The sequence below is a fragment of the Paracoccus sp. L-17 genome, assembly GCF_056857655.1.
In genome coordinates this window covers 1-19,337 of sequence record NZ_JBSXNM010000013.1, presented here as the reverse complement: position 1 = coordinate 19,337, position 19,337 = coordinate 1, and the positions used below count along the sequence as shown (strand labels likewise).

Annotated in this window: 17 protein-coding genes, 1 tRNA gene, 1 other RNA gene and 4 pseudogenes; 10 read left to right on the top strand and 13 right to left on the bottom strand. The window is 65.0% G+C overall.

Translation table 11 applies throughout. The features are described from left to right. Positions 1-128: pseudogene (locus AC13CR_RS00595) on the top strand (IS5/IS1182 family transposase); the annotation flags it as partial. An 82-nt stretch (positions 129-210) separates the two neighbouring features. Here AC13CR_RS00595 and AC13CR_RS00590 read toward each other — a convergent pair. Next, positions 211-285, bottom strand: a tRNA-Glu gene (locus AC13CR_RS00590). A gap of 279 nt (positions 286-564) precedes the next feature. Between AC13CR_RS00590 and gatC the strand changes: the two genes are divergently transcribed. From gatC to rnpB, 5 genes are all read left to right on the top strand, one after another. Continuing rightward, complete coding sequence (gene gatC, locus AC13CR_RS00585) at positions 565-852, top strand: Asp-tRNA(Asn)/Glu-tRNA(Gln) amidotransferase subunit GatC (protein ID WP_292958395.1); 288 nt, start codon at positions 565-567, stop codon at positions 850-852. Next, a complete protein-coding gene (gene gatA / locus AC13CR_RS00580; protein WP_446232364.1) occupies positions 849-2,333 on the top strand; it encodes an Asp-tRNA(Asn)/Glu-tRNA(Gln) amidotransferase subunit GatA in 1,485 nt (494 codons plus the stop codon). Before gatC ends, gatA begins: the two co-directional genes overlap by 4 nt. A gap of 34 nt (positions 2,334-2,367) precedes the next feature. Then, positions 2,368-2,655 carry a hypothetical protein gene (locus AC13CR_RS00575; protein ID WP_446232363.1) on the top strand — a complete coding sequence of 96 codons (288 nt, stop codon included), beginning with the start codon at positions 2,368-2,370 and terminating at the stop codon, positions 2,653-2,655. A 12-nt stretch (positions 2,656-2,667) separates the two neighbouring features. Continuing rightward, positions 2,668-3,327, top strand: coding sequence for an N-acetylmuramoyl-L-alanine amidase (locus tag AC13CR_RS00570; RefSeq protein WP_482919977.1), 660 nt, complete (start codon positions 2,668-2,670; stop codon positions 3,325-3,327). A 191-nt stretch (positions 3,328-3,518) separates the two neighbouring features. Further along, positions 3,519-3,895: RNase P RNA component class A (rnpB, locus tag AC13CR_RS00565), an RNA gene on the top strand. Between the two features lies 1 nt (position 3,896). Here the strand turns inward: rnpB and AC13CR_RS00560 are convergent. The 4 genes and pseudogenes from AC13CR_RS00560 to rplU form a co-directional block, all read right to left on the bottom strand. Further along, positions 3,897-4,886, bottom strand: a complete 990-nt coding sequence (locus tag AC13CR_RS00560) for an LLM class flavin-dependent oxidoreductase (protein ID WP_292958401.1) — start codon at positions 4,884-4,886, stop codon at positions 3,897-3,899. Positions 4,887-4,980: 94 nt separating this feature from the next. Continuing rightward, positions 4,981-5,502, bottom strand: a complete 522-nt coding sequence (locus AC13CR_RS00555; RefSeq protein WP_292958403.1) for a GNAT family N-acetyltransferase — start codon at positions 5,500-5,502, stop codon at positions 4,981-4,983. Between the two features lie 155 nt (positions 5,503-5,657). After that, positions 5,658-5,930, bottom strand: a complete 273-nt coding sequence (gene rpmA, locus AC13CR_RS00550; protein ID WP_292958405.1) for a 50S ribosomal protein L27 — start codon at positions 5,928-5,930, stop codon at positions 5,658-5,660. Between the two features lie 20 nt (positions 5,931-5,950). After that, positions 5,951-6,361 (bottom strand): annotated as a pseudogene (rplU, locus tag AC13CR_RS00545) (50S ribosomal protein L21); the annotation flags it as partial. Positions 6,362-6,636: 275 nt separating this feature from the next. Here rplU and AC13CR_RS00540 point away from each other — a divergent pair. Beyond that, entirely contained in the window at positions 6,637-7,611 is a 975-nt protein-coding gene (locus AC13CR_RS00540; protein ID WP_482900380.1) for a zinc-binding metallopeptidase family protein, read from the top strand. 97 nt (positions 7,612-7,708) lie between these two features. Here the strand turns inward: AC13CR_RS00540 and AC13CR_RS00535 are convergent, their stop codons facing one another. After that, positions 7,709-9,523 (bottom strand): ABC-F family ATP-binding cassette domain-containing protein, encoded by a 1,815-nt coding sequence (locus AC13CR_RS00535; protein ID WP_292958411.1) that lies wholly within the window; start codon positions 9,521-9,523, stop codon positions 7,709-7,711. Positions 9,524-9,633: 110 nt separating this feature from the next. Then, on the bottom strand, positions 9,634-10,404 hold the full coding sequence (locus AC13CR_RS00530) for a COG4705 family protein (RefSeq protein ID WP_292958413.1): 771 nt from the start codon (positions 10,402-10,404) through the stop codon (positions 9,634-9,636). Positions 10,405-10,611: 207 nt separating this feature from the next. On the opposite strand from AC13CR_RS00530, the gene AC13CR_RS00525 reads away from it, so the two are divergent. Beyond that, a complete protein-coding gene (locus tag AC13CR_RS00525) occupies positions 10,612-11,610 on the top strand; it encodes a Fe(3+) ABC transporter substrate-binding protein (RefSeq protein ID WP_292958415.1) in 999 nt (332 codons plus the stop codon). Positions 11,611-11,754: 144 nt separating this feature from the next. After that, positions 11,755-12,693 carry a nucleoside hydrolase gene (locus tag AC13CR_RS00520; protein WP_292958417.1) on the top strand — a complete coding sequence of 313 codons (939 nt, stop codon included), beginning with the start codon at positions 11,755-11,757 and terminating at the stop codon, positions 12,691-12,693. Here AC13CR_RS00520 and AC13CR_RS00515 read toward each other — a convergent pair. From AC13CR_RS00515 to tgt, 6 genes and pseudogenes are all read right to left on the bottom strand, one after another. After that, positions 12,690-13,069 (bottom strand): annotated as a pseudogene (locus AC13CR_RS00515) (hypothetical protein); the annotation flags it as partial. The gene AC13CR_RS00520 and the pseudogene AC13CR_RS00515 overlap by 4 nt on opposite strands. A gap of 93 nt (positions 13,070-13,162) precedes the next feature. Further along, positions 13,163-14,272: pseudogene (locus tag AC13CR_RS00510) on the bottom strand (IS3 family transposase); the annotation flags it as partial. 78 nt (positions 14,273-14,350) lie between these two features. Continuing rightward, positions 14,351-14,641 carry a hypothetical protein gene (locus AC13CR_RS00505; RefSeq protein ID WP_292951023.1) on the bottom strand — a complete coding sequence of 97 codons (291 nt, stop codon included), beginning with the start codon at positions 14,639-14,641 and terminating at the stop codon, positions 14,351-14,353. Between the two features lie 136 nt (positions 14,642-14,777). Beyond that, positions 14,778-15,761, bottom strand: a complete 984-nt coding sequence (locus tag AC13CR_RS00500; protein WP_292951025.1) for a GNAT family N-acetyltransferase — start codon at positions 15,759-15,761, stop codon at positions 14,778-14,780. Next, the gene (rnd, locus tag AC13CR_RS00495) at positions 15,761-16,930 is read right to left on the bottom strand and encodes a ribonuclease D (protein ID WP_446233831.1); all 1,170 of its coding nucleotides are present in this window, start codon (positions 16,928-16,930) and stop codon (positions 15,761-15,763) included. The genes AC13CR_RS00500 and rnd overlap by 1 nt, the downstream gene beginning before the upstream one ends. A 139-nt stretch (positions 16,931-17,069) precedes the next feature. Next, positions 17,070-18,200 (bottom strand): tRNA guanosine(34) transglycosylase Tgt, encoded by a 1,131-nt coding sequence (tgt, locus tag AC13CR_RS00490; RefSeq protein ID WP_292951027.1) that lies wholly within the window; start codon positions 18,198-18,200, stop codon positions 17,070-17,072. 125 nt (positions 18,201-18,325) lie between these two features. Between tgt and AC13CR_RS00485 the strand changes: the two genes are divergently transcribed. Beyond that, positions 18,326-18,682 (top strand): SUF system Fe-S cluster assembly protein, encoded by a 357-nt coding sequence (locus AC13CR_RS00485; protein ID WP_292951029.1) that lies wholly within the window; start codon positions 18,326-18,328, stop codon positions 18,680-18,682. The last annotated feature ends 655 nt before the right edge of the window (positions 18,683-19,337 follow it).

Below are 19,337 nucleotides of genomic sequence, written 5' to 3'. Positions count from 1 at the left end.
GTCACCGGATCGAGAACGCCTTCGCCCGCCTCAAGGACTGGCGCAGGATTGCCACCCGCTACGACAGATGCGCCGATCTGTTCCTCTCAGCCTGCGCCCTCGCAGCCGTCGTCATGTTCTGGCTATGAGTCCTGACCCTAGAACAAAAGTGTCCCACTTTTGAACCCCGTTGCAGACGGTGGGACAAAACAGGGTCCTAACGTTCTGAAGTGGCAGCCCGTAGGGGAGTCGAACCCCTCTTTCCAGGTTGAAAACCTGGCGTCCTAACCGATAGACGAACGGGCCACCTTTGCGCCTTTGCCGGCCTTGCCGACGGCGTGGGGCGGTGTTTAGGCAAAGCGCCGGGGGCGCGCAAGAGGAAAATCGCCGCCGCGACGGCAAATTTTCCCGCCGCGCGCCGACCCGCCGGCCGCATGTTCCCGGACGGCCTGCACGGTTCGGGGCCGCGCCGGATCCGCACCCTTCCGTCGCCGGTCTGCCTTCGTCGCCCGTGCCGCGCGATGCCCGGTTCTTGCAGGCAAGGATGGGTCGCGCTAGACCGCGCGGGAACGAAAGGAAACCCAAATGTCGATCACCGAGGACGAGGCCCGCAAGGTCGCCCATCTGGCGCGAATCGCGGTCGATGACGCGGCACTGCCCGCTTTGGCGCGGGATCTGAACGGAATCCTGCGCTTCATGGAACAGCTGAGCGAAGTCGATGTCGAGGGGGTCGAGCCGATGACCGGCGTAACGCCGATGCGCCTGAAGCGGCGCGAGGACGTGGTGACCACCGGCGGCATGGCCGACAGGATTCTTTCCAATGCCCCCGACGCACGCGAGGGCTTTTTCGCGGTTCCGAAGGTGGTGGAATGAGCGATCTGACAACATTGACCATTGCCGAGGCCCGCGACGCGCTGGCCCGGGGCGAGACCAGCTCGGTCGAGTTGACCGATGCCTGCCTGACCGTGATCGAGGGCGCGGGCGCGCTGAACGCCTTCGTCCACCGGACCTCCGACATGGCGCGCGACATGGCCGAAGCTGCCGACCGGCGCATCAGGGCGGGCGAGGCCACGGCGATGACCGGGATCCCCGTCGGCGTGAAGGATCTGTTCTGCGTGCGGGGCGTGCCTTCGCAATCGGCCAGCCGGATCCTGGAGGGGTTCCGCCCCGAATACGAATCGACCGTGACCCAGAACCTGTGGGATGCGGGCGCGGTGATGCTGGGCAAGTTGAACATGGACGAGTTCGGGATGGGTTCGTCCACCGAACACAGCGTCTATGGTGCGACCGTCAATCCGTGGCGGGCAGCCGATGGCGCGAAACGCACGGCGGGCGGCTCCTCGGGCGGTTCGGCGGCGGCGGTTGCGGCGGGACTGTGCCTGGGCAGCACGGCGACCGATACCGGCGGCTCGATCCGCCAGCCTGCGGCCTTCACCGGCACCGTGGGATTGCGTCCGACCTATGGCCGGGTCAGCCGCTGGGGCGTGATCGCCTATGCTTCCAGCCTCGACCAGGCCGGGCCGATCACCCGCAGCGTGCGCGACGCCGCGATCATGCTGGGCGCGATGGCCTCGGTCGATGACAAGGATTCGACCAGCGCCGACCTGCCGGTTCCCGATTACGAAAGCCTGCTGACGGGCGACATCCGCGGCAAGAGGATCGGCATTCCCCGCGAATATCGCATGGACGGAATACCCGAGGACATCGCTTCGCTGTGGGACAGGGGCGCGGACATGCTGCGCGATGCGGGGGCCGAGATCGTCGATATCAGCCTGCCGCACACGAAATACGCCCTGCCCGCCTATTATGTCATCGCCCCCGCCGAGGCATCGTCGAACCTGGCCCGCTATGACGGGGTGCGCTATGGCCGCCGCGCGGCGCCGGGCCAGGGCGGCGGCATCGTCGAGATGTATGAAAAGACCCGCGCCGAGGGCTTCGGCCCCGAGGTCCAGCGCCGCATCATGATCGGCACCTATGTCCTGTCGGCGGGGTTCTATGACGCCTACTACAACCGCGCCCGCAAGGTCCGCGCGCTGATCAGGCGCGATTTCGACAATGTTCATGCCGACGGGATCGACGCGATTCTCGCCCCGACGACGCCCAGTGCAGCCTTTGCCCTGGGCGAGATGGCCGATGCCGATCCGGTCGCGATGTATCTCAACGACGTCTTCACGGTCACTTTGAACCTGGCCGGGCTGCCGGGGATTTCGGTTCCTCTCGGGCTGGACAGGAAGGGGCTGCCGCTGGGGCTGCAACTGATCGGCCGACCCTTCGAAGAGGGTGATCTGCTGAATCAGGCGCTGGTCCTGGAACGGGCGGCAGGATTTGTGGCCAAGCCGGAACGCTGGTGGTAGGCTTGCGGCAGGTGAGGATGCGGATGGAGGCGTCATGCGCGGCTGGTGGGTGATTTCGGTGCTGGCACTGGCCGGCTGTGGCGTCAATCAGGGGGCAAACCCGAACTATCAGTTCGGCGCGAACGCCTATGGCAAATATCGCGCGACGCGCGAGGTCGCCCTGGTCTCGAATGGCGCGGGCGCAACCACGATCCCCGTTGCGCGGCCTTTCCAAGCGCCGACACCCGCCCAGATCGCGGGCCGCAATCCGGTGCCGGTGCCCCCTACGATGAAGGCCGGCGGCGGCCTGCAAATCGTGCGCACGGCCCCCGCGCCCCGGTAACCGCTGACCGTGTTGGCGGATTTGGCGCGCTGTTCCAGTGCCAATCATGGCGACCGGCGCGGCCATCGGCCCGAACTGATCGTGCTGCATTATACAGGCATGGCGAACGCGACGCTGGCCCGCGACCGGCTTTGCGATCCCGCTTCTGACGTCAGCGCCCACTGGCTGATCGACGAGGCCGGCCGCATCGAGGCGCTGGTTGCCGAGGATCGCCGCGCCTGGCATGCCGGCGCGGGCGCGTGGTGCGGGCGCGACGACATCAATTCGCGCAGCATCGGGATCGAGATCGCCAATCCCGGCGACCGCCCCTTTCCCGCCGCGCAGATGGATTCGCTGGTTCTGCTTCTGGGCCGGATCATGGCGCGCTGGAGTCTTGGTCCAGCCGCCGTGATCGGCCATTCGGACATGGCCCCCGGCCGCAAGATCGACCCCGGCCCGCGTTTCGACTGGCAACGGCTGGCGCGCGAAGGGCTGGCCCTGTGGCCCGACGGCCCGGGCGCGGATGCGCCCCTGGCAGGCAGTCTCGATGCGCTTGGCTATCCGCCGGCCGAGCCCGAAACACGATTGGCAGCGTTCCGACTGCGATTTCGTCCCTGGGCAAAAGGCCCGGAAAGCGCCGAGGACCGAATGATCGCCGCCGCCCTGACGACAGCGCGCCCAGGCGTTGGATGAATCGCGAAAAGACTGTGGCGGATCGCGATTGCGGCACGATGCGGTTTCATGCTTCGCTGACCGACCGCGGATGCGGGCGGCGCCACGCCCCGCAATGACAGCGTCTGCCGGATGCGGGACGCCGTGGTCCCGATCAATCCCGACGATGCACCCATTGACGCGCGGCCCCTTCCCGGCCATATCGGCCCGGCGCGGAGGGCCGGATGGCCGCGGCGGTTTCGATCGTCGAGGAAAGTCCGGACTCCATGAGGCGACGGTGCCGGGTAACGCCCGGCGGGGGAAACCCCAGGGACAGCGCCACAGAGAACAGACCGCCGCTGTTCGCAGCGGCAAGGGTGAAACGGTGGGGTAAGAGCCCACCGGGGGGCTGGCAACAGCACCCGCATGGCAAGCCCCACCGGGAGCAATGCCGAATAGGGACCGCGCGCGGGTTGCGACTCGCAGGGCCGCCTTGCCCCAGCAGGTCCGGGTAGGCAGCTTGACCCGTCCGGCAACGGCCGGGCCAGAGGAATGGTCATCGATCCGGGAAACCGGGGAACAGAATCCGGCTTACAGGCCCTCCGCGCGCATCACAGGGACTGCATCACCTCGGACGCGATCTCGAAACTGCGCAGCCGCGCCGCATGATCGTGGATCTGGCCGGTCAGGATCACCTCGTCGGGCTTGTGCGCCGCGATCAGCGCGCCCAGCTGGTCGCGCACCTGGTCCGCGTCGCCCACGGCGCTGATCCTCAGCGCCTGATCCACCATCCCCCGCATCTGCGATCCGATCGCCGCGTCCAGATCACGTGTCGGGCGCGGCAGCTTGCCCGGCTGGCCGGTGCGCAGCCGGGCGAAGGCCAGTTGCATCGTGGTGCGCAGGTAGTTCGCCTCGTCGGCATCGTCGGCCGCAAAGACATTGATTGCGATCATGGCCTTCGGCTGTTTTCCCCAGGGAGAGGGCCGGAAACGGTCGCGATAGACCGCCAGCGCCTGTTCCATGTCGCCGGGCGCGAAATGGCTGGCAAAGGCATAGGGCAGGCCCAGATGCGCGGCCAGTTGCGCCCCGAACAGGCTGCTGCCGAGGATCCAGACCGGAACCTCGGTCCCCTCGCCCGGCAGCGCGCGCACGGCCGCGCCATCGCGCCGCGGACCCAGATAATCCAGCAGTTCCATCACATCCTGCGGAAAACTGTCGGCCATCGGATCGCGGCGCAGTGCCCGGATCACGGCGCCGTCGCCACCCGGCGCGCGGCCCAGCCCCAGATCGATTCGGTTCGTGAAGACGGTGGCCAGCGTTCCGAATGCCTCGGCCACGGTCAGTGGCGCATGGTTCGGCAGCATGATGCCGCCAGCCCCGACACGCATCCGACGGGTGGCCTGGGCTACCAGTCCGATCAGCACCGCGGTCGCGGAACTGGCGATGCCCGGCATGTTGTGATGTTCGGCCAGCCAATAGCGGTGATAGCCCCAGGTTTCGGCATGGCGGGCAAGATCAAGACTGTTGGCGATGGCCTCGGACGCCTCGGAACCCTCGGGAACCGGAGCCAGATCGAGAAGGGAATAGGGAAGATTGCTCATCCCGGGCAGTTAGGGATTGCGCGCAGGATTGCAACGGGCCAAGCGGCCGATAGCGCGGGGTCTGACTGCGGGGCCGGAAAAAGCCCCGCCCGTTTCAGCCCATCCTGCGCAGGTAGGTCCAGGTGGCAACCCGCGCACCGCGCGCGACCGACCAGCTTTCCGCATCGCCCAGATAGACGAACCCGCAATTGGTCAGCACCCGCGCCGAGCCCGGATTGTCCTGAAACGCCTCGGCGAACAGGGTCCGCGCCTTGTGCGGGTTGGCCGCCACCAGCGCCTCGACCGCCTCGGTGGCAAAGCCCGTGTTCCAGAAGCCGGCACCGATCCAGAAGCCAAGCTCGGACTGGTCGCCCTCCATCCGGGTCAGCGAGACGACGCCCAGCAATTCCGCAAGCCGGTGCACCGAGCCGTCGATCGCCCAGACATCCTCGGTCCGCGACGGCGACAGGGCGCGGGCCACGAAATCCTCGGCCGCGCCGGGGGGCAGCGGATGGGGGATGGCCCGCGTGCCCTGCGCCACCCGGCGATCGGATGTGTAATGCGCGATCATGCCGGCATCGGACGGACGCAGGGGCCGCAGCACGAAACGTTCGGTCTCGATGACGGGCTGGTTCATTACGACGCCGGCCGGCTTCAGGTCTTCCAACCTGTTACCTTCCCGCATCGGAGCAGACATCACCATTTCCCCCTCCCGGAAAGACAGAGCATGAAAACAGGTCGGGGGACCGGCTTTCGCCGATCCCCCTCTAACATCGAAATGTTAAGCTTGGGTTACTCGGCGGCCTCGAGGCTGGCTGGAATCACCGAAATGAACGTGCGGCCCTTCAGACCCTTCCGGAAGGTCACCTGGCCATCGGTCAGCGCGAACAGGGTATGATCCTTGCCCATGCCGACATTGTCGCCCGGCCACCATTTGGTGCCGCGCTGACGCACGAGGATATTGCCGGCGGTCGCTTCCTGACCGCCATACAGCTTGACGCCGAGACGGCGGCCCGCGGAATCGCGACCGTTGCGCGAGGAACCGCCTGCTTTCTTGTGTGCCATGGTCTGTCTCCTTACGCTTCAGCGGCGTCTTTGGCCGGTTTCTTGGCCTTGGCCTCAGGTTTCCCGGCCGGCGCCTCGTCCTTGCTGCGGGCGCCCACGGCGGTCTTCACGCCGGTCTTGTCGGCGCCCTTGTCCAGCACATCGGTCACGCGCACCAGCGTCAGTTGCTGGCGGTGGCCGCGCGTCCGCTGCGAGCTGTGCTTGCGGCGGCGCTTGACATAGGTCAGCACCTTGTCGGCCTTGATCTGGTCGATCACCTCAGCCTGCACGCAGGCGCCTTCGACCAGCGGCGCGCCCAGAGCCGATCCGACCATGAGAATATCGTTGAACTGGACCGTCTCGCCAGCAGAGGCATTCAGCTTTTCCACGCGCAGGACGTCGCCCGCCTGCACCTTGTATTGCTTGCCGCCCGTCTTCAGAACTGCGAACATCGCATCTTTCCTTCGTCATCCGCGCCCTGTGGCCCCGGCCTCATGCCGGCGTTTCCGGGATTTCCCCGCCTCGGACAGCGCATCCCGCCCATCGGGATGTCCTTGAAAACAACACACCGGCCAAGGGCGTCCGCCCGGCCGGTCGCGTGCATATGGCGGATTCGCGTGGCCAAGTCAACTGCCCGACCCGCCGCGCCCGCCTGAAAATTCGCTCGCCCACTCGGAACCGCGGCCCGCCCCGGCGCATTCCCTGCTGCCATCCCGAGGAAGCCCAGATGCAGACCTTCACCTGCCCCGCATGTCACAACCGCGTCTATTTCGACAACCTGTTCTGTTCTTGCGGACAGCCGCTCTATTACGAACCCGAAGCGCGCGACATGTGGAACGCAGCCACGCCCTGCGCCAACCGCGAGGCGATCAACTGCAACTGGGCGGCGATGCCCGACAACATGCTGTGCCGCTCTTGCGCGATGTCCGAAATCCTTCCGGCGCTGAACGTGGGCGACAATCAGGCATTGCTTGCCCGGGCCGAGCGCGCGAAGCGATGGGTTCTGGCGAACCTGTCCAACTGGGACTGGTTCACCGATGCCGATCAGGGCAGCCGGCCCGCATTCCGGATGCTGTCGGAAGACACCGGAATCGGGCGCGCCCAGCAGATCATGATGGGACATGACAATGGCGAGATCACGATCAACATCACCGAGGCCGACGAACGGATCCGGGTTCAGCGCCAGCATCAGATGGGCGAGCAATATCGTTCGATGGTCGGTCATTTCCGCCACGAGATCGCGCATTTCCTGTTCGACAGGCTGACCGTTGCCGAAGGTTTCCTGGACGAGTTCCGCGCGCTGTTCGGCGACGAGCGTGCCGATTATGCCGCCGCCCTGCAAGACCACTATGCCGCCCCCCGGGAACCCGGCGAAGACTACATCACCGGCTATGCCACCGCCCATCCGCACGAGGACTGGGCCGAAACGGCGGCGCATCTTCAGCACATGGTCGATTTCAGCGACAGCTTCATCAATGCCGGTTTGTCGATGCCGGGCATCCCCGCCGGCTATGCGCCCTATGACGACGATCAGACCCAGCAGATGCTGGATATCGCCGCCAGAATCGCCATCGCGGTTAACGACATCAACCGGGCGCTGGACAACAGCGACCTCTATCCCTTCGTGCTGACGCCGACGATCCGCGAAAAGATCGGTTTCGCGCATCGCTGGCTGAAACGTCACGCCGAACAGGGCGCCTAGGACACAAGAGGCGCTGCCCCGCGCTGTCATCAAAGCACGGCGGCCGGGCGTCGCGGGCGGGTGTCGGCGGCGCCCGATTTGCAGCGCGCGTAAAGGCTCAGCCCGCCGCCCGTTCCTCGAGCTCCAGCCATTCCTCCTCGGCCGCATTCAGGGCCACCTGCCGTTCGGTCAGCGCCATTGTCGCCTTCTGCGCCTTGGCGGGCGCCGTCTGGTAAAGGTCGGGCTGGGCGAGAAACTCGGACAATCGGGCGATCTCGGCCTCGAGCCGCGCGATGATCCCGGGCAACTCGTCAAGTCGGTGCTTTTCGGTAAAGCTGAGCCCGGACCTGACCGGGCCACCGGTCCTGGGTGCGGGCTGCGGCTTTGCTTGGGCCTTCCCTGCGGCAGGCTGCGTCACCGCCATTTCCGCTCGCTGGGCGCGATAATCGGTCCATCCGCCGGCATAGACGGTGGCACGGCCGTCGCCTTCCATCGCGACGGTCGTGTCCGCCACACGATCGATGAAATCGCGGTCGTGGCTGACCAGCAGAACGGTTCCGTCGTAGTCTCCCAGCAGGTCCTGCAGCAAATCCAGCGTCTCGACATCCAGATCGTTGGTCGGCTCGTCAAGGACCAGCAGGTTCGAGGGCCGCGCCATCAGCCGCGCCAGCAAAAGCCGCGCCTTCTCGCCGCCCGACAGGCTGCGCACCGGCGCGCGGGCCTGCGCCTCGTCGAACAGGAAATCCTTGAGATAGCCCACCACGTGGCGAGGCTGGCCGCGCACCATCACCTGATCGGCACCGCCCGAGGCGCCCAGTTCGGGATCCGAGGTCAGCGATTCCCACAGGCTTTGATCGGGATTCAGCGCCGCGCGGGCCTGGTCGAAGACCGCCAGATCCAGATTGGTGCCCAGGGTCACGGCACCCTGATCGGGCGCGATCTCTTTGGTCAGCATCTTGATCAGCGTGGTCTTTCCCACGCCGTTGGGCCCGACAAAGGCAATGCGATCGCCGCGATTGACCAGCAGATCGAACGGCTTAAGGATGACGCGATCGTCATATGCCTTGGCAATGCCCCGGGCCTCGATCACCTTTTTGCCCGATTGCGCGCCCGGTTCCAGCGCCATGGCCGCCGTGCCCTGCCGACGGATCCGGGCGGCGCGTTCGGCCCGCAGCGCCGCCAGGGCGCGGACGCGGCCCTGATTGCGCTTGCGCCGGGCGCTGATGCCTTCCACCGCCCAGCGGGCTTCCGCCCTGATCTTGCGGTCCAGCTTGTGGCGCGCGTCGTCCTCGGCCGACCAGACGCTTTCGCGCCAATCCTCGAAATGCGCGAAGCCGCGTTCCTGACGGCGCATCTCGCCCCGGTCGATCCACAAGGTCGCCCGCGTCAGGCGCCGCAGGAAAGCGCGGTCGTGGCTGATCAGCACATAGGCGGCGCGGGTCTGGGACAATTGATCCTCCAGCCAGCCGATCGCCTCGATGTCAAGGTGGTTGGTCGGTTCGTCCAGCAGCATCAGATCGGGCGCCTGCGCCAGAAGCCGCGCCAGCGCCGCGCGGCGGCATTCCCCGCCGGAAGCGGTGGCGACGGACCGGTCCGGGTCGAATTTCAGCCCTTCGGCCGCCATCTCGACCAGATAGCCCTGCCCCTCGTCCAACTCGGCACGGGCGAATTCGCCCAGCGTGGAGAACTTCGACAGATCCGGATCCTGCTCCATGTATCCGACATGGCTTCCGGCGCCCAGCACGACCTCGCCGCGGTCCGGTTCGACCTGCCCGGCCATCACCTTCATCAGCGTCGATTTGCCCGACCCGTTGCGGCCCACAAGCGCCGTTCGGTCGCCGGGCTGAAGGGTCAGGCTGATGCCGTCAAGAACAGGGTCGCCGCCATGGGTCAGCGAGATGTCGGTCAGTTGCAGAATTGGTGCGCGGGCCATGCGCGCCGGTTACCCTGCGCAAGGCGCACTGGCAAGCCGGCCATGCGAAACCCCCGCCGGCTTGATGCCTGCGGGGGCGGCGCGAATCCTGGCTTGAACGGGGCCGGGATCTAGTTGCCCTTGATCCTGGCTGCCCCACGCTGCCGACGCATCGAGACATAGATCAGCGACGCCATCAGCAGCAATGACACCGCGGCCGCGTTGTAGGTGCCCAGTTCCAGGCCGCCCTTGGCCAGCGGCTTGGTCAGGAAATCGCCGAAAGTCGCGCCGAAGGGCCGGGTGAAGATGAACGCGATCCAGAAAAGCAGCACCTCGCTTGCGGCCCGCATGTAGTGCAGCACCAGGACCATCCCGATAACCCCCATGGTGACCAGAGCGCCCTGCGAATAGCTGAGACCTACCACATCGACCAGGAAATCCCCGAAGGCCGTGCCAAGGCTGTTCGAAAAGATCACCGCGATCCAGAACAGCAGTTCCTTTTCCTTGTCCACGATCGGATAGATCGACAGATCCTGTTTGCGTACATACCAGATCGACAGCGTCACCACGAGGCCGATGGCCAGAATCATGGCGCCAAGCGTGTATCCCAGCCCAAGTGTCCGATCCATCAGGTCCGAAATCTCGGTTCCGGCGGTCGTTGTCGCCGCAATTCCGGCCCAGAACAGCGCCGGATGAAACCGGTCGCCGCGAATCTGCGCGGTCAGGACCAGGACCAGCAGCAGCCCGGTGATCGACAACCCGACGACATAACCCAAGTTCAGCGTCTGCGAAATGAAGTCCCCGAAGGTTTCGCCCAGCGTCGTGGCGATGATCTTCAGCAGCCAGAACATCGCAGTGACCTGCGCGACCTTGCTGGCCAGGTGATGTGAAGAACGTTCCATGGTCATTGTCCCAGTTGAATGATGATACGACGATCTCTGTCGTCGCACAGGACACGCATCGACTGCTGCGATTGCGGCTTCATCCGGCGCAGATTGAAAATCCGTAATCCGGCCGTCCGGCTTTCCGATTAATTAAGTCGGGTATTGACCCGCCGACCGCAGATTGCCAGAAGCGGGAACAGCAATACCCGATGAAAGGAATCAACAATGCGACTGCTTGTCATGGCATCCCTTCTGGGCGCGACCGCCCTGCCCGCCCTGGCCCAGGAGGTGAACCTCTATTCGCACCGCCAGCCGGAACTGCTGAAACCGCTGACCGATGCTTTCACCGAGGCCACCGGCATCACCGTCAACACTGCCTTCGTGGACAAGGGCATGGTCGAGCGCCTTCAGGCCGAGGGCGATCGCAGCCCCGCCGATCTGATCATGACCGTGGACGCGGCCCGTCTGGGCGAGGTCGAGGCGGCCGGCGTCACCCAGCCGATCGAGGACCCGGCGCTGGACATCATCCCCGAGAACCTGCGCGACAAGGATCGCCAATGGTTCGGCCTGACAACCCGCGCGCGAATCATCTATGCCAGCAAGGATCGCGTCGCCGATGGCGAGGTCACGACCTACGAGGATCTGGCCGATCCGAAATGGAAGGGCCGGATCTGCACCCGCCCCTTCGCGGACGACTACAATGTCGCGCTGACCGCCGCCTATCTGGCTCATCACGGCGAAGAGGCGACCCGGCAATGGCTGGAAGGGGTCAAGGCCAACCTGGCCAAGAGGCCCGAGGGCAACGATCGCGGCCAGGTCAAGTCGATCTGGGCGGGCGAATGCGACATCAGTCTGGGCAACACCTACTACATGGGCCAGATGCTGAAGGATCCCGAACAGAAGCAATGGGCCGATTCCGTGCGCATCGTGTTCCCGACCTTCGAGAATGGCGGCACCCATGTGAATGTCTCGGGGGTCGCGATGACCAAGGCCGCGCCGAACAAGGAAGCTGCGCTGAAACTGGTCGAGTTTCTGGTCAGCGACGAGGCGCAGAAGATCTATGCCGAAACCAACTACGAATTTCCCGTCTCGGATGATGTGGAGCGGTCCGACCTGGTCAAGAGCTGGGGCCAGTTCACCCCCGACAGCCTTTCGCTGAGCGAAATCTCCGATCTGCGGCCGAAGGCGCTGGACCTGATCGAAGAGGTGAACTTCGACGGCTGATCAGCCCGAAGGTTGCGGCCACGGACCGTTCCATGGCCGCAATCCGCGCTGGCGGGACGCAAGGCAAGCCGCGGCCGGCAATTCTTTCGGGTTGCACGATCCGCAACTCCGCATCAGAAAAGACGCGGATGAGTGCGAGCGAACATGGCCGAGAAGATCATCATCGACACCGATCCGGGGCAGGATGATGCCGTGGCGATCCTTCTGGCCCTGGCCTCGCCGGAACTGGAGGTGCTGGGCATCACCACCGTCGCGGGCAATGTCCCGCTGCCGCTGACCACGCTGAACGCCCTGAAAATCCTGGAACTTGCCGGTCGCGCCGACCTTCCGGTCTTTGCCGGATGCGAGGCGCCGTTGAGGCGCAGGCTGGTCACCGCGGAACATGTCCATGGCAAGACCGGGCTGGACGGCATCGAACTGCCGGTGCCAGCGACGGCCGCCCGGGACCGTCACGCCGTCGATTTCATCGTCGAGACGCTGCGCCGGGAACCCGCGGGCAGTGTCACGCTGGTTCCCATCGGGCCGCTGACCAATATCGCCCGCGCGCTGGAGCGCGCGCCCGATATCGCCGCACGAATCAGGCGGATCGTGATCATGGGCGGCGCCTATTTCGAGGTGGGCAACATCACCCCGGCCGCCGAATTCAACATCTATGTCGATCCCGAGGCCGCGCGCGCGGTCTTTGCGGCGGGCGCGCCGCTGGTCATCCTGCCCCTGGACGCCACGCATGAGGCATTGACCTCGCGCGGCTGGATCGAGACCATGCGCGGGATGCCGGGCCGCTGTGGTCCCGCCGTGGCAAGCTGGACCGATTTCTTCGAGCGTTTCGACCGCGACAAATACGGCAGCGAGGGCGCACCGCTGCACGATCCCTGCACCATCGCGTGGCTTCTGCGGCCGGATCTGTTCGAGGGACGCGAAATCAATGTCGAGATCGAGACGCAGGGCGAATTCACCACCGGCATGACGGTGGCGGATTGGTGGCGGGTCAGCGACCGGCCCGCCAACGCGCTGTTCATCCGGCATCTGGACCGCGACGCGCTGTTCGCGCTGATCACGGAACGGATTGCGCGCCTGCCTTAGGTGTTCAGTCCCGGCATCTGGTGGATCGGGTTCAGGATGAATCTGTCAGGCTCTGATGTCCGGATCTTGCAGATGTATTCGTATGGCGTGAGACCGCCCAGGGTCTTGAGCCTGCGCGCGAAGCTGTAAGCCGCCATGAAGTCCGTCAGATGTGCTCGGAACTGGTCGTGGCTGTCGTCATGGAAGCGTTTGACGTTCGGCGGGGAAACGATCCCCCGGATCTTTTCCTGTTCCGCTTCACCCTCCTTGATCGTGCGGTTCATCCGCTCGACCTGACCCCGTTTGCACCGCAGATCATGTCAAAGCGCATCGGACGGGAGTAGATGGTATTCCTGTTCCGAGGCTGCTCTGCGAACTGAATGCCGTTATCGGTGAGGGATGGTGTTGAGCTACTCCCCGATCTTTGGACAGATTTCCAACCGACTGAAGCTACGGCCTGCACCTGCTGGTCGGTTTCGATGTGGTTGAAGTAGACCACGGCGGGCGGTTGTCCGCCATGGGCAGGTGTGTGGGCGATGGTGATTGTAGAAGGTGATCCAGTGCCGATGCCTGCCCTGGCCTGCGATCCGGTTTCCCAGGCGTGCAGATAGACGCATTCATACTTCAGGGACCGCCAGAGGCGCTCTATGAAGATGTTGTCGAGGCGGCGCCCCCTTGCCGTCCATCGAGAACCGGGTGCCGACCCGTTTCAGCCGGTCGGTCCAGGCGAAGGACGTGAACTGCGACCCTTGATCGGTGTTCATGATCTCGGGCGCGCCGAAGCGGTGGGTCGCCTCGTTCAGCGCTTCGACGCAGAAGCCGGCTTCCAGCGTGTTGGAGATGCGCCAAGCCAGCACTTTCCGGGTGTGACCTGCCAGTCCATAACAGCCACCAACTAGAGGAAGCCGCGGCGCATCGGGATGTATGTGATGTCGGCGCACCAGACCTGGTTGGGCCGCTCCACCCGCAACCCGCCGAGCAGATAGGGTAGGTCCTGTGGCCCTTCGCGGGCTTGCTGGTGTCGGGCTTCTGGTAGATCGGCATCAGGCGCATGAGCCGCATCAAACGGCGGATGCGTTTCTGGTTCACGGCATTGCCTTCGTTCTGCAGATGCCATGTCATCTGGCGGACGCCGTAGAACGGGGTTTCTAGAAACTGCTTGTCGATCAGCAGCATGAGATCGAGGTTCGTGGCCGCCTCACCCTGCGGCGCGTAGTAGAACGACGACCGCGAGATCGACAGCAGGCGGCATTGCGCGCCGACTGACAGCCTGGGATGTGAGCGCTCGATCATCCCGCGCCTCACTTGCCGATCCGGGGCTTGAGCTTTTTGGACAAAAAATCGTTGGCGACGGCCAGCTCTCCGATCTTGGCGTGCAGGTCGCGGACCGTTTCTTCGCTGACCTCGGCCGCCGCCACAGCCTTGCCGGCACGTTCGAAGATGCCTGCGGCCCCCTCAAGCAGCAAACGCTTCCATTGATGGATCATCGTCGGATGCACGCTGAATTCGGCGGCCAGTTCCGACACCGTGCGCTCCCCTTCACGGCCTCCAGCGCCACACGCGCCTTGAACGCTGCATCGTGGTTCCTGCGTTTCGACATGTGCTGATCTTCTCGTGCTTGGAGACCGGCAGACGTCAGATCGTAGCTTCCGTCACTGTCCGATTTTCCGGGGATAGCTCAGATCGCACCATCAAACCGTGGGATCAAACAGCTAGGATCGCGGTCGTAAACGACTAGCGCGGTTTCAGGGTTGTTGATGCAGGTCTGTGAAAAAAGCAACAGCATGTCCCCGTCGGGCCCGGCCGGACACTGCTGGCGGATGCCGCCTATGGCAGAAACCGGCTGCGCGACCGCCTCGCAAATATCGGCGCGAGGGCCGTCATGAGACCCAGCCCGCGCCGATCCGTGCCGCCGCCCCTCGTCCGCGACACCGGCCGGATTGATCGCCTCTTCTCGAAACTCAAGCATTCCAGGGCCATCGGGACCAGATACGAGAAACACGACGTCGATTTCCCTGCCCTCGCCAAAGGCGCCGCAACAGGCATCCGATCACGCATTTGCGAGCCGGTGCACCAGGCCCGCGCCGCGCACCGTCGCATGCGCCTCAGCTCGCGGGGCGGCGGCGCCAGTTGTAGACGGTGCCCTCATCCACCGAGTCGCGGCCCAACGAGGCCAGCGGCCCGTCCTCGCCGCGCTGAAAGCCCAGATTCTTCAGCAACAGGCGCGAGGGCTGGTTATCGAGAAAGACATCGGCCAGCAGTTCCGCCGGGTCGAAACGGGCGCGGATCTCGTCGAGAAAGGCGCCGACCATTTCCTGTCCCAGTCCCTGACCGACCTGATCGGGGGCGAGGAAATAATAGATCCGGGGCTTTTCGCCCGCGCCGATTCCGACCGATCCGACCACCCTGCCGCCGCTGCGGGCGACCAGCCGCATCGGCAATGTCAGCGACTGGTCGCCGAAGATCGGGGCGATGTCCTCGACACTCATGCCGGGGTGAAACAGCAGCAGCATCCGTGCGATCTGCGGTGTCGTCACGATCTGGTGCAAGGCGGGAAGATCGGCGGGACGCGGGGCATCGATCAGCAGCCGCGCCGTGGCCAGCGCAATGCCATGACGGGCGGCGAAATCGTCGCGAGCCAGCCGCAGCTTCACGGCTGCCATTTCCCGGCCATGAGGCCGCGACCAGCGCATTTCCTGACCGACGGGCCGAAATCCCAGCCGCGCAAGCAGCCCGGCCGAGCGACGATTGCCCGCGAGATGGTAGGATTCGACCATCTCGGCCCCTTCATTGAACCGGCGCGACAGCGCCAGCACCGCGGCGCGAAGCCCGATCCCCTGCCCCTGCGCGCCCGGCGCGATCCAGATCCCGAAGCTCTGCCCGGCACGGATCATGCCCACAAGCCTGTCGCCCTGCCGCACGGCGTGTTCGTCGGGGCCCGCCTCGGCGATGAAAGCCTGCGCGTCGGTCATCGCATAGGGCCAGGGCACGACGCTGAGCCATTGCGTCACCTGCCAGTCCGAAAGGGCCGCGACGATGGTATCGGCATCCTCGGGCCAGGGACGGGTCAGGGTAACGGGCGCGGCCATCAGCGCGCGGGCACCACGCGGACCACCCCGCCCCCGGCCGACAGCGCGATCTCGCCCGTGGCCAGCCGCAGGGCGTCGCGGCCAAAGACCTCGGCCCGCCAGCCATGCAGGGCGGGCAGATCGCGTTCGCCGGTGGCGATGGCGTCCAGATCCGCCGCCGAGGCAATCAGCCTGGGGGCCACCCCCGCCGCATCGGCCTTGGCCTTCAGCAGGACGCGCAACAGATCCGACAGCGCCGGATTGCCCGGACGCCCCGGCTCGACGCCCTTGGGTTTCGGCAGATCGCCGGATTCTTGCCCGGCCTTGACCGCGGCGAGGATCCCGGCCGCGATGTCGCCCCGCCGCGCTTCGCGCAGAAGCAGCCGCGACTTGCCCAGATCGGCTTCGGTTGCCGGCCGGGTCGAAGCCAGTTCGATCATCGCGTCATCCTTGAACACGCGCGAGCGGGGCACGTCGCGGTCCTGCGCATAGTTTTCGCGAAACCGCGCCAGCTCGCGCAGGATCGCCAGGAAACGCGGCGAATTGGTGCGCGTGCGGATCTTCAGCCAGGCTTCTTCGGGACGGTTGATATAGGTCTCCGGGTCTTCCAGGACGCCGATTTCCTCGGCCAGCCAGCTTTCGCGACCGTTCTTCTTCAGCTCGGCCAAAAGGAATTCGTAGATCACCCGCAAATGTGTCACATCGGCCAGTGCATAGGATTTCTGCGCATCCGACAACGGTCGGCGCGACCAGTCGGTAAAGCGCGAGGACTTGTCCAGATTCGCCCGCGCGATCTTGCGCACCAGCGTCTCGTAGCCGACCTGTTCGCCGAAGCCGCAGACCATCGCGGCAACCTGCGTGTCGAACAGCGGCACCGGAAACAGCGCGGCGTCGTGAAAGAAGATTTCCAGATCCTGGCGGGCGGCGTGGAACACCTTGACCGTCGCCTCGTGACGAAACAGCTCGTAAAGCGGGTCCAGCGACAATCCCTCGGCCAGCGGATCGACCAGCACGGCCTCGCCGCCCGTCTCGGCATCGGTGGAGGCTGGCGGAATCGCAAGCTGGATCAGGCACAATCTGGACCAATATGTCCGTTCGCGCAGGAATTCGGTATCGACGGTGACGTAGGGCGCGGTTTTTGCGGTCTCGCAGAAACGGGCGAGATCCTCGGTCCGGGTGATGGTTGTGATCGTGCTGCTCATGAGGTCCTTCGGATGGGCGGTTCGTCCGCCGCCGGAATGAATACGCCCCAGGCCGTGATTTGAAAAGGACAGTTTACGCCCACGGCAACCGTCATGCCACGAGACTGCAACCGGCAGGCGCGCGGAATCAACGTGGCGGAATGTCGCCTTCGGCGCGTCGGGCGTGGAAATCCGCGACGAAATCCGACAGCCGGGACTGCGTGATCGCCGCGCGCAACCCGGCCATCAAGTCCTGGTAGTAATGCAGGTTGTGCCATGTCAGCAGCATCCCGCTGATCATCTCGCCGGCGCGGAAGACATGGTGCAGGTAGGCGCGTGAATAATTGCGGCAGGCCGGACAGATGCAATCCTGATCCAACGGGCGCGGGTCATCCTGATGGCGGGCATTCTTGATATTGACCTGACCGCGCCGCGTCCAGGCCTGCCCGGTCCGGCCCGAGCGTGACGGCAGCACGCAATCCATCATGTCGATGCCGCGGCTTACGGCGCCGACGATATCATCGGGTTTGCCGACGCCCATCAGATAGCGTGGCTTGTCCGCCGGCAGAAAACCCGGCGCATAATCCAGCACGCCGAACATCGCCTGCTGGCCTTCGCCCACGGCAAGCCCGCCGATGGCATAGCCGTCAAAGCCGATCCCGGTCAGGGCCTGGGCGCTTTCCTCGCGCAGATCGCGGGTCACGCCACCCTGCATGATGCCGAAAAGCGCATGTCCGGGCCGGTCGCCGAATGCGTCGCGCGACCGCCGCGCCCATCGCATCGACAACCGCATCGAGACAGCGACGTCGCGTTCCGCCGCCGGAAGCGCCGGGCATTCGTCAAAGGCCATGACGATGTCGCTGCCCAGAAGGCGCTGGATTTCCATGCTGCGTTCGGGGGTCAGGTGATGGCGGCTGCCGTCGATATGGCTGGCAAAGGTCACCCCCTCTTCGGTCAGCTTGCGCAGGCTGGACAGACTCATGACCTGGAAGCCACCGGAATCGGTCAGGATCGGGCGCGGCCAGTTCATGAAGCGGTGCAGCCCGCCCAGGCCGGCGATCCTTTCGGCCCCCGGGCGCAGCATCAGGTGATAGGTGTTGCCCAGCAGGATGTCGGCCCCGGTCTTGCGCACGGATTCGGGCATCATCGCCTTGACGGTCGCGGCCGTGCCGACGGGCATGAAGGCGGGCGTGCGGATTTCGCCGCGCGGGGTGTGGATGGTGCCGCTGCGCGCCGCGCCGTCCGAGGCATGCAGCGAAAAGGAGAAACGGTCACTCATCTTCGGGGCCTTCCGGGTGGAAACGCGCGTCCTTACCGCCCGCCAGTCGCGGATGCAACGCCGGCCCTCTGGACCCGCGCCGGGCGATGTCCTATATAATCGGTCGGAATTGCAAGGAAACCGCCATGACCCAGCCGATGATGGAAGGCGATCCGCTGATCGCCCCTTCAAGCACCGACCACGCGCTCTACGAGCCGATCGTGGAGGCCTGCAAGACGGTCTACGACCCGGAAATTCCCGTCAACATCTATGATCTGGGGCTGATCTACACGATCGACATCAATGCGGCAAACGAGGTTCGGGTGGTCATGACGCTGACCGCGCCGGGTTGCCCGGTGGCCGGAGAGATGCCGGGCTGGGTCGCCGACGCGATCGAACCCCTGCCCGGCGTGAAACAGGTCGATGTCGAGATGACCTTCCAGCCGCAATGGGGCATGGACATGATGTCCGACGAGGCGCGGCTGGAACTGGGTTTCATGTAGAGCCGCCTTTCAGGCGAGGCTCGCACAAGAAGAAAGGGCGCGGATCGAACTGACGCATTCCGTCCGGTGGGAGGCCTGAACAAACTGACCTGTCGCGTGACGCGCGGCAGGTCATTGTATTTCAAGCGGATTTTCTGAGGGCCTGAAAAAGAAAAACAGGGCGGAAATCCGAGACTTTTTTCTCGGCGGTATCATCTGCCTATCCGAACGAAGAAATTTCCGGGATCTCGGACATTTCTTCTTCTGAGGCCGAAAATACAGCCAATATTCTCCGACCACAAGCTTGACCTTCGAACGCAGCGAAGATCGTGGACGAATGTCCGCATCGACTTCGATCCATGCGGATTTTCTGGTCTTTGGTCGGAAAACGACTCGAGGCAGAGCCGCGGATATCCGAGGTTCTGATGGCAGGCTTGGCGACATTCAACTTCAAGCTCTCGCAGCTCTACCCGGGCGCGGGAGACCATCGCATTGTCTTATGAATCTTCTTGGTTCTCGGGGTACTCGGGAGCCATGGCCCGCCACGCCATTTATGGCGGGCCATGGCGGCGGTCGGATCGTGTCAGCAAAGGTCAGCGGGACCGGTATTGAGTGGGATCGGCCGCCGTCTTCACCCAGGGCCTGAACGGATACGCGTGCTTGCGTCACGCATGAC

Coding starts and splice junctions, on each gene's coding strand:
- gatC (WP_292958395.1), top strand. CDS start 565: ATGTCGATCACCGAGGACGAGGCCCGCAAGGTCGCCCATCTGGCGCGA.
- gatA (WP_446232364.1), top strand. CDS start 849: ATGAGCGATCTGACAACATTGACCATTGCCGAGGCCCGCGACGCGCTG.
- AC13CR_RS00575 (WP_446232363.1), top strand. CDS start 2,368: ATGCGCGGCTGGTGGGTGATTTCGGTGCTGGCACTGGCCGGCTGTGGC.
- AC13CR_RS00560 (WP_292958401.1), bottom strand. CDS start 4,886: ATGAGCAATCTTCCCTATTCCCTTCTCGATCTGGCTCCGGTTCCCGAG.
- AC13CR_RS00555 (WP_292958403.1), bottom strand. CDS start 5,502: ATGAACCAGCCCGTCATCGAGACCGAACGTTTCGTGCTGCGGCCCCTG.
- rpmA (WP_292958405.1), bottom strand. CDS start 5,930: ATGGCACACAAGAAAGCAGGCGGTTCCTCGCGCAACGGTCGCGATTCC.
- AC13CR_RS00540 (WP_482900380.1), top strand. CDS start 6,637: ATGCAGACCTTCACCTGCCCCGCATGTCACAACCGCGTCTATTTCGAC.
- AC13CR_RS00535 (WP_292958411.1), bottom strand. CDS start 9,523: ATGGCCCGCGCACCAATTCTGCAACTGACCGACATCTCGCTGACCCAT.
- AC13CR_RS00530 (WP_292958413.1), bottom strand. CDS start 10,404: ATGGAACGTTCTTCACATCACCTGGCCAGCAAGGTCGCGCAGGTCACT.
- AC13CR_RS00525 (WP_292958415.1), top strand. CDS start 10,612: ATGCGACTGCTTGTCATGGCATCCCTTCTGGGCGCGACCGCCCTGCCC.
- AC13CR_RS00520 (WP_292958417.1), top strand. CDS start 11,755: ATGGCCGAGAAGATCATCATCGACACCGATCCGGGGCAGGATGATGCC.
- AC13CR_RS00505 (WP_292951023.1), bottom strand. CDS start 14,641: ATGCTTGAGTTTCGAGAAGAGGCGATCAATCCGGCCGGTGTCGCGGAC.
- AC13CR_RS00500 (WP_292951025.1), bottom strand. CDS start 15,761: ATGGCCGCGCCCGTTACCCTGACCCGTCCCTGGCCCGAGGATGCCGAT.
- tgt (WP_292951027.1), bottom strand. CDS start 18,200: ATGAGTGACCGTTTCTCCTTTTCGCTGCATGCCTCGGACGGCGCGGCG.
- AC13CR_RS00485 (WP_292951029.1), top strand. CDS start 18,326: ATGACCCAGCCGATGATGGAAGGCGATCCGCTGATCGCCCCTTCAAGC.